The following is a 13,015-nucleotide window of genomic DNA, read 5'->3' on the forward strand; positions in this document are numbered from 1 at the left end:
AAACTATCAACACAAAGCTATAAAGATGAAAAAAATAGTATTCGTATTAATCGTAATTTTACCTTGTATCCTATTTTCTCAATCAAAAAAAATAACCTTAGACGAAGCCATTGATTTAGCAAAAAAACAATCTCCAGATTATAAAACAATCTTAAACAGAAATCAATCGAACTACTGGCGTTTTAGAAATTACAAAGCCAATTTTTTACCGCAATTAAGATTCAATGCTACTTTACCTGAATATAATAAAGCAGTACGTAGAATAACAAACGATGAAGGGCAAGATATTTTTGTAAATCAAGATCAGTTGATCCTAGAAGGTGGTTTATCATTAGCCCAAAACATTCCATATACAGGTGGAACCCTCTCACTAAATTCCAATTTAGAACGCATTGAATTGTTCGGACTTGATGATAACATTGGATATTCTGTAGTTCCTTTTTCCATAAGATACTATCAAAACTCCTTATTTTACAATCCTTTTAAATGGGATAAAAAAATTGAACCTTTAATTTACGAGGAATCAAAAAGAGATTTCATTGAAAAAATGGAGGATATCTCTGTAACAACTTGTCAAAGATATTTCCAATTGCTTAAAGCACAAATGCAGTTGGAAATAGCTAAGGTAAATTTATCAAATCAAGATACTTTATACAGAATTTCTCAAGGGCGATTTAAAATTGGAAAAATTGCTGAAAATGAATTGTTACAAGTAGAATTAACTATGTTAAATTCTAAAAATACTGTAACAACCAACACGATAGAACTAAAAAGAACCTCTCAAAATTTGGCACGGTATTTAGAATTAGATACTGAAAATATTCAGCTTGATATACCAGAAAACTTACCGCTTTTTGAAGTGGATGTTGATAAAGCCTTGCAAGAAGCTGAATCAAACAGAAAACAAGTTATTGAATTTAGACGAAAACGTTTAGAAGCTGAAAAGGAAGTTGCGTTTCAAAAAGGTAATAACAGGTTAAAATTAGGGGTGTCTGCCAATTTTGGAATCTCGCAAAATGGTGACGATTTTAATAATCTTTTTAACAATTATAACGAGCAACAAAATGTTTCTGTTTCTGTTAGTGTGCCCATTTTTGATTGGGGCGTTTCCAAATCGAGACGTAAAATGGCTGAAGCAGATTTAGATTTAACCAACAATAACATAGACCAAGAAAAACAAGCCTTTGAACAAGAAATTTATTTGCATGTTCTTAATTGGTCCAGTCAAAGAGACTTTTTGGAAACGGCAAAAAAAGCTAAAGATATAGCAGTAAAGCGTTATGATATTTCACAAAAAAGATATGTTTTAGACAAAATAACCATTACCGATTTAAATATTGCTTTGCAAGAAAAAGATAAAGCCGTATTACAGTATTTAAATTCACTCGAAAAATTTTGGCAAGATTATTACATTTTAAGACAGTTAACGCTTTATGATTTTATAAATGATAAAAAATTGGAGGTTGACACCATTCTTTTTGATTAAAATCAATCAATAATTCATACTTTTGAAGTATGAGTTTTATAAAAACCACCGAACAAGATTCCAACTACAATCATCTGGAAAAGATGAGCATTTCAGAATTATTAAGTAACATTAATAATGAAGATAAAAATGTGCCACTTGCCGTTGAAAAAGCATTACCCCAAATTGAACCTTTAGTTAGTGTTATTGTTCAAAAATTAAAGGATGGTGGCCGCCTATTTTATATGGGTGCAGGCACCAGTGGACGTTTAGGCATTTTAGATGCTTCGGAATGCCCTCCTACTTTTGGAGTTTCACACGATTTGGTTATTGGTATTATTGCTGGTGGCGATACTGCCATTAGAAAAGCTGTTGAATTTGCTGAAGATTCTACAACACAAGGATGGGACGATTTAAAATCGTATCAAATTTCAAGTCAAGATGTTGTGGTGGGTATTGCAGCTTCTGGCACCACACCTTATGTTATTGCTGCTTTAGAAAAATGCAACGAAAATAACATTATTACAGGATGTATAACTTGCAATAAAAACAGTCCGTTATCCCAAGTAGCAACATATCCCATTGAAGTTATTGTAGGTCCTGAATTTGTAACTGGAAGTTCTAGAATGAAAGCCGGAACCGCTCAAAAATTGGTACTTAATATGATTACCACCACCACCATGATTCAACTTGGGCATATTAAAGGCAACAAAATGGTTGATATGCAGTTAAGCAACAACAAACTGGTAGATAGAGGCACAAAAATGATTATGGCTGAACTTAACATTTCAGAAGAAGAAGCAAAAAAACTTTTAATAACACATAAAAACGTACGTTCAGCAATTAAAAATTATAATAATGGAAACTAAAAGAACAGATAAAACACTACTTGTAAAAGGCATAAAAACATTAGTTTTCGCTTTATTAAGCTTATTTATTGGCCCTATTTTAATGACAATGGCACTTGGCGATAAGGAAAACTCGCTTTATATTCCTCTGTTAATTGTGGCTTGTTTGATATGTGCTGCAGCCGTTTTTTTAATTTTTAAAGGCATACGCACCATTATGGATAGTATGTTTAAGAAAAACAATTAGTTTAAAGAAGTTTGCTTTGGAGTTGTTGGATTGTACCCAAATTCAGAGTCTTTTAATGATATATTTAAACCTTCCATAATATAATTTATGATGGCATAATGATGAATGGTATGGCTATTTGCCTGTGCAAACAAAGCACCGTAACTATAAGTCATTGTTACTTTTCCTAAGCCTAAATCATCAGTAACTAAAAGAGAATCCGTCATAGCTAATTCAAACGTATTTAATTTTTCTATAATAGAATTTAAATATGTTTTGGCACTATAACATGCCGTTTCTACTTCTTTATTTCTACTTCTTGCTGTTAAATCAATCTCATTGTTTATTTTTTTATTGAAAATACAATCATAAAAATCTAATATATGTCTTAAATGATTTCCTATACTGGAGTAATAAGGAGCAACGGATGCATCGCTAAAAGTCGTATCATTTAAATAATTTAATAAAGTTTTAGACTTTTCTAATGTTTTTAGTGTCGATTGTATAATAACATCCATAGGTTTACTAAAGTAATTAAATAATTTAAACTGAAAGCATTAGTCCGTTAGCATTTGTAACCTTACAGAAACAAAAGCATTTTAACTTTTTAGATCAAGTTTATTAATTTCTTCCAAAACCAAACGCAATTCACCATAAGTGTACTTATCATCTAATTGATTTTTTAAATCTGATACATTTTCAAAGGTTTTCTTTGGAATGAGCTCTAGCAATTCTTTATAATGTTCAATAGACATTAAATCTGATACTTTTACTTCACCCGAAGCAATAAAACTTGCCAAATGTCCGAATATGGTATTTTCATTAAGTTCACGTTCATCAGCAATTTCTGAAATGGTTTTTCCAGATTTGAACAATTCCAAAGATGCTTTCTTGGTATCACCCTTCTTTTTTTTCGGTTTGGGTTTCTCAAAAATATCTGCATCTTCAGAGGTTTCGATATCATTTTCATCACAATATGTTTTAATAACCTCTAAAATAGCATCTCCATATTTATCCACTCTTGTTTTACCCATGCCATTCACTTTTAATAACTCTTTTTTACTAGTTGGCAAGGTTTCGCACATTTCATATAAAGCCTTTTGTGTGAATACTTGATAATGAATTAACTCATTTTCTTGGGCAATTTCGTTTCTTAAAATTCTTAGTAATTCAAACAATTCTACATTTGCGGTACCATCAATGACTGTTTTTTTAGCTTTTTTAGGTTTTTCTTTGGCATTAAACACCGATTTCACTCTTAATTCTAAAAAGCTTTTTGTTGAAAAACCATCAATCAATCCATTAAAATACAATAGCTTAGCATCTAATAACGCTTCAATCGTTTCTAGATTTTTAGTGAGATCACTGCCTATAGCTTTATTATCTGTTGTAAAACCAAATGCTTTTAAAGGAGCTACTATATTTTTTTCTGTTTCTGTTTTAAAATATAAAATGGCTTTTTTAAAACGCTCTTTAATCACATCACTTAATTCTGGCAAACCTTCCTTTGCTACAAGGACTTTTAATTGGTTATTGAAACTGCTACTTACTTTTAAAAAATTGGTAACTGCCGTTTTAATGGTCTGCATAGGAGCTTCAATAGTACCTTCTATACTATTTCTGTTTTTATAAAAAATATCTAAAATCCGGTTTATAGGATACATAAATTCATAAAAATCAAACACTTCAAAAATCAAATCCAGTTGATACATTTTTTGAGATGATGCTAAAACAGATGCATCAGGTTCATTTTCTTCGGCATTTTTGTTAAATACCAATACATTATTATCACTAATAATTTGATTGGAATGAATTTTACTTTTTAGTACCAAACCTTCTAAAGATTTGCACCTACTTAAGGCAACATAGGTTTGTCCATGAGCAAAGGCACCTTGTGCATCAATAATAGCGCGCTCAAACGTTAAACCTTGACTTTTATGAATAGTGATAGACCAAGCCAACCGTAAAGGCATTTGTGTAAATGATCCAATTTTATCTTCAGTGATGGCTTTGGTTTCTTCATTAACCGTATAATTAATGTTTTCCCAAACTTCTGGCGTGGTATTTATATTGAAATCATCATCAGGACAATGCACCACAACTTCATCTTTATCTAAATGAATAACCTTGCCTATTTTACCATTAAAATAACGTTTATCTGGGCTGCTATCATTCTTTACAAACATAACTTGAGCTCCAACTTTCAGTTTTAATGATTCACTATTAGGATAAGAAAACTCAGGAAATTTTCCTTCTACCGTAGCATTATATGTAAATTCTTTTGTTTTAAGTTTATCCAATTCTGCCTTATTGGTGGCTTCAGCTTTATTATTATGCGTCGTTAATGAAATATAACCTGCATCCGGTTCGGGTATGAAATCTGGAATGTAGCGCTTGTTCAATTCTTCGGCTGCCGCTTCACTAAGTGCATTATTTCTAATTTCATTAAGAATTTCGATGAACTTGGGGTTTTCCTGCCTGTAAATATGTTTTAATTCAATAGTTATGGCATGACATTCTTGAAACGCATGACTGCTAAAAAAGAATCCATTACTGTAAACATGTTTTAACAAATCCCACTCGTTATCTCTAATAACAGGCGACAATTGTTGCAAATCGCCAATCATAAGTACTTGTACACCGCCAAAAACCTTGTTTCTATTTCTAAAGCGGCGCAATGTTCTATCAATACCATCAAGTAAATCGGCACGTACCATACTAATTTCATCAATAACCAATAAATCCATCGATTTAATAATATTGATTTTAGTTTTACTAAATTTTCTATTAAAACCACTGGCATTGTTCAAATCGGTATCAGGCAAAATAGGTCCAAAAGGCATTTGAAAAAAAGAATGAATAGTAACGCCCTTGGCATTTATGGCAGCTACTCCCGTTGGCGCTACAACTACCAACCGTTTTAAGCTATCCATTTTCAATCGATGTAAAAAAGTTGTTTTACCAGTCCCCGCTTTTCCCGTTAAAAAAATTGAGCGATTTGTATTATTTACAAATTCCCAAGCTAATTCCAGTTCTTTATTTGTAGCCATGCAATACCATTCTTAATAGAAAATGAAGATACTACTTTGAATGATTTTTACCGTGGGTTTTTATAAAAATAAAACCCTAGTTATTAATATACGTTCCATTTTAACCCTTATGAAATACAAAAAATCATTACCTTAGTAACACCTTGTTTATTAAGCAATTCCAACTAAGCTAATAAAGATGTATTTATGTCATTTGATAAAGACACTAATTTAGAGTTTACTTTTTTTACCTATTTTGTAATTTTTTTTGCAATTACTACGGCAGCTCAAAATGTATCTCATATTAATAGTACGACTACCAGTATCACTAAACAATTCTCTTTTAAAACATTATCTATCAATGATGGTTTGTCTCAAAACAGTGTTATTAGCATAGCTCAAGACAGTATTGGGTATTTATGGCTTGCAACCCAAGATGGTTTAAACAAATATGATGGCCGATATTTTATTCATTATGATAAACAGTTTGAAGACATTACACGAAGCACCTTTAGCAAGCTTGGTAAAGTATATATTGATAAACAAAACCGCCTTTGGATTATAACACACTCGGGAAAACTTGAACTCTATCAAAATAAAACCGACAACTTTAGACATATTAAATTGCCGTATGCAGCTAGTTCCATTTTTCAAGACAAAAAATTAAACACTTATATAGGCTTATATGATAATGGTCTATTAAAAATTGATGCAAAAACTAAAGATACTATACAAGTTTTTAAACCAGAAGATAGATTTATAACAGTATACGATTATATTGAAATTGAAAATGATTTGATGATTGCGGCTACTAATAACGTTTTCAAAATCTATGGAGATAATTCATATGAAAAATTACAAACAAACAAATCATCAAACATTAATTTTAGTGCACTCGAAAAAAACACTAACGGCGCAGTGTGGTTAGGAACCTATGGCAATGGTCTATTTTTAAAATCCCCAAGCAGTGAAGAATTCAAGAAATATAATAATACAAACCTGCCAGATAATTTAAATATTGAAGATTTGCTGGTAGACAAAAAAGATAGACTTTGGATTGCCACTTATGGGAACGGTGTTTATTTAATAGACAACAAAACAAACAAAATAACCAATTTTAAAGCCAACAAAAACAACCCGTTTGCTATTCATTACAATGATATGTTATCGTTATATGAAGATATAAGTGGGGTTATATGGTTCGGTTCTGATGGTACTGGAGCCAGTTATTACGACGAACATTTAGTGAAATTTAATATTTTAACTAATAACCAAGTTCCTAAAAGTGTGAATGTAGATATGGTAAGGAGTCTAACTACTGATGCTCATCAAAATCTTTGGATTGGCACCTCTGGAAAGGGATTAACGTATTTTGATGTAAGTGCTGAAACCTACAAAACCTTTACTACCGATAATTCCAAAATATCTAGCAATAGAATTATTAGCCTTAACTACAGCAACAACGAATTATGGATTGGACATCAAGCAAATGGACTTAATATTATGGATGCTTCAGGGAATTTTAAGGCTTATCCAGAATTAGAAAACTTTACAATCTGGCGGATTACTGATGAGTCCCCTACCCAAAAATGGTTATGTACCGAACTATATGGCATTTTATTATTCGACAAAAACAAAGGAATCATAAAAGAATACAATAAGAATAATTCGGGTCTAACTTCCAATAACATAAAAACCTTAATAAAATCGGATGATGGAACGGTTTGGATAGGAACAGATAATGATGGCGTTTTTAAATTGGATAGAAGCATAAATAAAATCACGAAACTTAATGGCTTAAACTACAAAATTAAATCGCTTTACGCTCACAATAATTTGTTATGGGTTGGCACATTTGGTGCTGGATTAAAAGAATATAATATTTCGAACAACACTGTTAAAACCTACACCCAAAAAAATGGACTTGCAAATGATGTGGTTTATGGAATTTTACCCGATAATAAAGGCAGACTTTGGTTAAGCACCAATAATGGACTAAGTTGTTTTAATCCATCAGAAAACGCTATAAGTTTTGAAAATTTCAGTGTGTTTGATGGTTTACAAAGCAGTGAATTTAATACCGGTGCCTATTTTAAAGACCATAACGGTAATTTATATTTTGGAGGTTTAGAAGGCATTAATTGGTTTCATCCAGAAAACCTAACCTACAATACCATAAAACCAAGAACCATTATTTCTAAATTTGAAGTTTTCTCTAAAGAACGTCCATTAGTTGAAAATTTGGAATTACAAGATGATGAAAACACCGTAACATTTACCTTTTCCAGCCTTCATTTTTCGCAACCTGCACGTAATTTATTTAAATATCAGCTCATAAACCATGATACCAAATGGATTGAATCGGGAAACAATAACGTAGCCCATTACACAAACTTACCCCCAAACACCTATACCTTTAAAGTTATTTCATGCAGCTATGATCGTGTTTGGAATGAAACACCTGCTACCTTTACCTTCACAATAAAACAACCTTGGTACTTTAGTACCCTTGCTATTTGCATGTATATAGTCTTGTTCGCATTGCTTTCTTATGCTATATATTATTATTTAAAATGGCGTTGGCACATAAAAATGCAATTACAATTTGAGCATGAAGAAACCATGCGATTAAAGAAGCTTAATAAATTTAAAACGCGATTGTATACAAATCTATCCCATGAATTTCGTACACCGCTTACTTTAATTTCAGGACCCATTGAAAAGCAGTTAAGTAACCCTAAACTTTCAAATAAAGATAAAAAAGAGCTAACACTTGTTCAACGCAATTCGCAACGCCTTTTAAATCTTGTTGATCAATTACTGGATTTATCAAAACTTGAAACAGGAAACTTAAATTTATCCGTTTCCAAAGGAAATTTAACTGCATTACTTAAACAGCTTATTGCATCTTTTCAATTTAAAGCAAAAGAAAAAAACATTGAATTCACACATCATATTCAGCCCATTAGCGACGCTTGGTTTGACAAAGATGTTTTTGAGAAAATAATAATCAATTTATTATCTAATGCTGTAAAATACACACCAAAACAGGGGAAAATTTATTTGGATTCCACTATACAAAATGGTCAAATTATCATTTCAATAATTAATAACGGAAATACCATATCGGAAAAAGATCTAGGTAAATTATTCACTAGGTATTATCAAAATAACAAAACTGCAGATGGTGTAGGTATTGGTTTATCACTTGTTAAAGAATTGGTGATACTGTCTCATGGAAACATTATAGCACATACCATGAATGAAGACGAAATTCAATTTACTGTAACACTGCCCATTGAACGTTCATTTTATAATGCATCTGAAATTATTGAACTTCAAACAACTGAAAATAACGTGATTCAAAATAGTCCAAATAGAACTGAGACTATTCTAAAAACAAAAAAGGATAAAAATAAACCGCTACTACTAATTGTTGAAGATGATGAAGATATCAGACAATTTATAAGTTCCATTTTTGAACAGGAGTATATAATAAAAGAAGCTATAGATGGTGAACAAGGTATTGCTAAGGCTTTAAAATACATACCAGACATCATTATTAGCGATATTATGATGCCAAAAATTAGTGGTATTGAGCTTTGCAACACCCTAAAACTAGACGAACGTACTAGCCATATCCCTATTATTTTGCTCACTGCCAAAAGTGGCGATCAAAATGAAATCGACGGTTTAAAAACCGGAGCCGATGATTATATTACAAAACCATTTAATAATAATAAACTTAAAATACGTGTTGAAAAATTAATCGAATTACGCCAACAACTACAACAACGTTATAGCAATGCTCTTGAATTGAACGATATAAAAACCACGTCAGTAGATCAACTATTTCTAAAAAAACTAAAAGAAGTTTTAAATAAAAACATTACGAACTCAGATTTTAATTCAGAGCTTTTAAGTAAAAACATGCTGATGAGTAGAATGCAACTACACAGAAAACTAAAAGCATTAACAGGACTATCTACAACGCAGCTCATCCGTAACGAGCGCTTAAAAATTGCAATTTCATTATTAAAACAATCAGATCTTACCATTTCGGAAATTGCTTATCAAATTGGCTTCAATACACCATCTTATTTTGTCAAAAATTTTAAAGATGTGTACCATTGCACACCTTCAGAGTACCTATTAAAACACTAAAAACAACCGTTTTAAACTCAATGTTACATTAGTGCAACACTTTGTTACATAATTGATATGCTTTTTAGTGCTTTCATTCTAATTTTACAATAAACAAATTGAACATTTGGTAGCAAAGCATTGTATCACTTATTTATAACAACTTAATAAATGCAACCAAATGATGATATAAAAGAAGTACCAAATAATGAACAACACATTTATTTAAATATCGATCATTTAAAAGATGGAAATTATGTGTTCAATATTATGCTAAACAATAAAGTTATAAAGTCTTTTAAGCTAAAGAAATAAAGATGCTATTAATCAGTGAGGAAAAGGGGAAATAATGAAAGTAAAATGGAGTTATTTCCCTTTTCAATTAAAATCTCTTTCAATCAATATTTTAACATCTATCATCCTATCAATTCGTACAAAGATTTCACAATATTTTTACAAATTGAAAAAAAATTAGCTCAAAAAAAAAATTAATTTTCTTAAGTAGCAAGTAAAGCTTACAATTCAAAAAAAACTCCCAAATGCTAATTGATATATTAAAATTAATCAATTAAAATCCAATAAAATGAAAACAAAAATTACTTTAGCGTTAGCCATGCTTGCTAGTTTGTTAACAAGTGCCAACAATATTACAGTAAGTAATATTTCATTAGAAAATTTAAATGCACCTCAAAACTGGGTTCAAGTCGAATTCGATTTAAGCTGGGAAAACTCTTGGAGAATTAGTGCAGGTCCATCCAATTGGGATGCTGCATGGATATTTATAAAATATCGCGTTAATAGTGGCGATTGGGCACATGCTCAACTAAGCCAAACCGATTTTGTTGCTGCATCGGGTAGCACCATTAATATTACAGCCGACGGCGTAGGTGCATTTGTTTATAGAGATAGCGATGGTAGTGGCGATTTAAACCTGCAAAATATGCGTTTGCGTTGGAATTATGGTTCCATTGGCACCAACGATATTATAGATGTACAAGTATTTGCTTTAGAAATGGTATATGTGCCCCAAGGAACATTTTCCGTGGGCAGTAGCGGTACTGAAGTAGGTAAATTTTATTCAGGTTTTACGTTTATACCATATCAAATAAATTCTGAAAACGCTATTACTGTAGGCACCGGTAATGGGAATCTTTACTATAGCGTTGCTACAGTTGGCTCAAGACCTGGTGACCAATTAGGTCCCATACCAGCAACATTTCCAAAAGGCTATAATGCTTTTTATTGTATGAAATATGAAATGACCCAAGGACAATATGTCGGTTTTTTTAATACGCTCACTGCAACTCAAAAAACAGCAAACGATATTACCGGGCCAAATGGCAAAAATCAAGATACAGAACTTAATAGAAATACCATTTCTTGGGTAGAGGGCAGTGCTACAGCAACTACAACATCCCCAGATTTACCTTTAAACTATGTAAATAACGATATTTTATACGCTTATTTAGATTGGGCTGGACTAAGACCTATTACAGAACTTGAATATGAAAAAGCTTGTCGAGGTCCTATTGCTCCAAAAGCAAATGAATTTGCATGGGGAAGTTCAAATATTGCTTCTAATCCGTATACTTATATCAATCTGTTGCAACCAAATGAATTAGTAACAAATCCAGAAGTTGGTACCGGAAATGCTCTATATGGCTCAACAAATGGCACTCCTAGCGGTCCTAAAAGAGTGGGAATTTTAGCTGCCAGTGCTAACAATAAAACAAGGGAAGAAACGGGTGGCAGTTATTATGGAATAATGGAATTAAGTGGAAATTTATATGAACGTTGCATTACTGTTGGCAATCCAGAAGGTCGCTCATTTACAGCCACTCATGGCAATGGAATTATATCAGCAGCAGGTCTTGCAAATGTTACATCTTGGCCTACAACCAACACAGGTATAGGCTACCGAGGCGGTTCATTTTTCAATGGTACAGACTTTATAAGGGTTTCAGACAGGTATGATGCCGCTAGTGTTCTTGCAGGTGCCAATAATAGGTTAGGCTTTCGTGGTGTACGTTCAACCAACTAAAATCTGTGCATCATGAATCCGACAATTAGATTTTTTTGTGCGCTACTCATTTGCCAATATGCCAACGCACAGTACGTAGGTGGTAAAGATGATGGAAGCACTGTATCTCCTCTAAATGGTAGTAGACTCTCTGGAGAAATAGCATCCTTTGCTGTGCTGTACCAAGGAAACTCTGGTGATGGATTTGATTCTAAAACGAGTCAAGTATTACTTTTAGGAGGTAATTTTAAAATCTATAAAGGAAGCTCTGGCGATGGATATTCACAAAGACTTGCGGCTTTAACTATTTCTGGTGATAAAATTGATAATTTGTATCGTGGTAATTCTGGTGATGGATATTCCGAAAATCAATTTCAATCCCTTATTAACGGACAAGAATTAACTATACTTTACCGAGGCAGTTTTGGTGATGGATCCCATAACATAACAGCAAACGCTCTATACCTACAAGGATTCATAAACAATTTATTTCAAGGCGGAAATGGAGATGGTTATACCAGTTTACTAAGTTCAAACAATTACTTATCTGGACTTATACTCACACTTTACAAAGGAGGTTATGGAGACGGATTTGCGTCAAACAATCTCACCACAGCCCTAACATTAGATATAATTGAGCAATTCATTAAAATGGAAGTAGTGCTATATCCAAACCCTGCAAATCATGTCGTCAACATAAAACGAAATAAAGGTATACAAATTACTTCCATTGAACTATTCGATATCTCAGGGAAAAAAGTTAACATAAACTTATCCAGCAATAACACTATAAATGTAAATAACTTATCAGATGGTATCTATCTATTAAACATCTTTTCAGAAAATGGAGCGGTAACCAAAAAGCTCATTGTAAAACATTATTGATTACTTATGGCGGGTTTTTGCGAAAAAGCAAAAACCGCGCTATCCGTTACAAATTTTGTAAAACCATAAATGGAAGTTTTACAAAAGCTTTCCGCTGCTATCGCTCCCGCACTACCAGTGAAGGTCCGGCCTATCGAATAAGGGCCCAAGCTTTCATTCCAAAACCATATAAAAACAAAAAAACCTTCATTTTTCAATGAAGGGTTTCCAAAAAAGGCAACGACTCTACGCTCCCACAATGCAGTACCATCGGCGCTAACGGGCTTAACCCTCCCAAAACCATATAAAAACAAAAAACCCTTCATTTTTCAATGAAGGGTTTCCAAAAAAGGCAACGACCTACTCTCCCACAATGCAGTACCATCGGCGCTAACGGGCTTAACTTCTCTGTTCGGAATG

Annotated in this window: 10 protein-coding genes and 1 rRNA gene; 7 read left to right on the forward strand and 4 right to left on the reverse strand. The window is 32.4% G+C overall.

Going from position 1 to position 13,015, the window contains the following annotated elements:
• The first annotated feature begins 25 nt into the window (after nucleotides 1–25).
• The 3 genes from J8H85_RS15405 to J8H85_RS15415 are packed head-to-tail and all read left to right on the forward strand — an operon-like array spanning nucleotide 26 to nucleotide 2,560.
• Nucleotides 26–1,486, forward strand: a complete 1,461-nt coding sequence (locus J8H85_RS15405; RefSeq protein ID WP_209656097.1) for a TolC family protein — start codon at nucleotides 26–28, stop codon at nucleotides 1,484–1,486.
• A 29-nt stretch (nucleotides 1,487–1,515) separates the two neighbouring features.
• Nucleotides 1,516–2,334 (forward strand): N-acetylmuramic acid 6-phosphate etherase, encoded by an 819-nt coding sequence (gene murQ, locus J8H85_RS15410; protein WP_209656098.1) that lies wholly within the window; start codon nucleotides 1,516–1,518, stop codon nucleotides 2,332–2,334.
• Nucleotides 2,324–2,560, forward strand: a complete 237-nt coding sequence (locus J8H85_RS15415; RefSeq protein WP_209656099.1) for a DUF6095 family protein — start codon at nucleotides 2,324–2,326, stop codon at nucleotides 2,558–2,560. The genes murQ and J8H85_RS15415 overlap by 11 nt, the downstream gene beginning before the upstream one ends.
• On the opposite strand, the gene J8H85_RS15420 is transcribed toward J8H85_RS15415, so the two are convergent.
• Together J8H85_RS15420 and J8H85_RS15425 are read right to left on the reverse strand one after the other, a co-directional pair.
• The gene (locus tag J8H85_RS15420) at nucleotides 2,557–3,057 is read right to left on the reverse strand and encodes a hypothetical protein (protein WP_209656100.1); all 501 of its coding nucleotides are present in this window, start codon (nucleotides 3,055–3,057) and stop codon (nucleotides 2,557–2,559) included. The two genes, J8H85_RS15415 and J8H85_RS15420, sit on opposite strands and share 4 nt — an antisense overlap.
• Before the next feature lie 81 nt (nucleotides 3,058–3,138).
• Complete coding sequence (locus J8H85_RS15425) at nucleotides 3,139–5,589, reverse strand: helix-turn-helix domain-containing protein (protein ID WP_209656101.1); 2,451 nt, start codon at nucleotides 5,587–5,589, stop codon at nucleotides 3,139–3,141.
• Nucleotides 5,590–5,775: 186 nt separating this feature from the next.
• On the opposite strand from J8H85_RS15425, the gene J8H85_RS15430 reads away from it, so the two are divergent.
• The 4 genes from J8H85_RS15430 to J8H85_RS15445 all read left to right on the forward strand — a co-directional run bounded on the left by J8H85_RS15430 (nucleotide 5,776) and on the right by J8H85_RS15445 (nucleotide 12,616).
• Nucleotides 5,776–9,732: a hybrid sensor histidine kinase/response regulator transcription factor gene (locus J8H85_RS15430; RefSeq protein ID WP_209656102.1), complete on the forward strand. Its 3,957-nt coding sequence runs from the start codon at nucleotides 5,776–5,778 to the stop codon at nucleotides 9,730–9,732.
• A 150-nt stretch (nucleotides 9,733–9,882) separates the two neighbouring features.
• Nucleotides 9,883–10,026 (forward strand): hypothetical protein, encoded by a 144-nt coding sequence (locus J8H85_RS15435; protein ID WP_209656103.1) that lies wholly within the window; start codon nucleotides 9,883–9,885, stop codon nucleotides 10,024–10,026.
• Nucleotides 10,027–10,294: 268 nt separating this feature from the next.
• Complete coding sequence (locus tag J8H85_RS15440) at nucleotides 10,295–11,752, forward strand: formylglycine-generating enzyme family protein (RefSeq protein WP_209656104.1); 1,458 nt, start codon at nucleotides 10,295–10,297, stop codon at nucleotides 11,750–11,752.
• Between the two features lie 12 nt (nucleotides 11,753–11,764).
• The gene (locus tag J8H85_RS15445; RefSeq protein ID WP_209656105.1) at nucleotides 11,765–12,616 is read left to right on the forward strand and encodes a T9SS type A sorting domain-containing protein; all 852 of its coding nucleotides are present in this window, start codon (nucleotides 11,765–11,767) and stop codon (nucleotides 12,614–12,616) included.
• Here the strand turns inward: J8H85_RS15445 and J8H85_RS15450 are convergent.
• Nucleotides 12,610–12,921 carry a hypothetical protein gene (locus J8H85_RS15450; RefSeq protein WP_209656106.1) on the reverse strand — a complete coding sequence of 104 codons (312 nt, stop codon included), beginning with the start codon at nucleotides 12,919–12,921 and terminating at the stop codon, nucleotides 12,610–12,612. The genes J8H85_RS15445 and J8H85_RS15450 overlap by 7 nt on opposite strands.
• A 21-nt stretch (nucleotides 12,922–12,942) precedes the next feature.
• Nucleotides 12,943–13,015: ribosomal RNA gene (rrf, locus tag J8H85_RS19245) — 5S ribosomal RNA — on the reverse strand; the annotation flags it as partial.

The sequence above is a fragment of the Mariniflexile gromovii genome, assembly GCF_017814435.1.
In the GTDB taxonomy this organism is placed as follows: Bacteria; Bacteroidota; Bacteroidia; order Flavobacteriales; family Flavobacteriaceae; genus Mariniflexile; species Mariniflexile gromovii.

What these genes read in the sequence shown, in the direction of transcription:
- J8H85_RS15405 (WP_209656097.1), top strand. Translation starts at nt 26, where the DNA reads ATGAAAAAAATAGTATTCGTATTAATCGTAATTTTACCTTGTATCCTA.
- J8H85_RS15445 (WP_209656105.1), top strand. Translation starts at nt 11,765, where the DNA reads ATGAATCCGACAATTAGATTTTTTTGTGCGCTACTCATTTGCCAATAT.
- J8H85_RS15430 (WP_209656102.1), top strand. Translation starts at nt 5,776, where the DNA reads ATGTCATTTGATAAAGACACTAATTTAGAGTTTACTTTTTTTACCTAT.
- J8H85_RS15420 (WP_209656100.1), bottom strand. Translation starts at nt 3,057, where the DNA reads ATGGATGTTATTATACAATCGACACTAAAAACATTAGAAAAGTCTAAA.
- J8H85_RS15450 (WP_209656106.1), bottom strand. Translation starts at nt 12,921, where the DNA reads ATGAAGGGTTTTTTGTTTTTATATGGTTTTGGGAGGGTTAAGCCCGTT.
- J8H85_RS15415 (WP_209656099.1), top strand. Translation starts at nt 2,324, where the DNA reads ATGGAAACTAAAAGAACAGATAAAACACTACTTGTAAAAGGCATAAAA.
- J8H85_RS15435 (WP_209656103.1), top strand. Translation starts at nt 9,883, where the DNA reads ATGCAACCAAATGATGATATAAAAGAAGTACCAAATAATGAACAACAC.
- J8H85_RS15425 (WP_209656101.1), bottom strand. Translation starts at nt 5,589, where the DNA reads ATGGCTACAAATAAAGAACTGGAATTAGCTTGGGAATTTGTAAATAAT.
- J8H85_RS15440 (WP_209656104.1), top strand. Translation starts at nt 10,295, where the DNA reads ATGAAAACAAAAATTACTTTAGCGTTAGCCATGCTTGCTAGTTTGTTA.
- murQ (WP_209656098.1), top strand. Translation starts at nt 1,516, where the DNA reads ATGAGTTTTATAAAAACCACCGAACAAGATTCCAACTACAATCATCTG.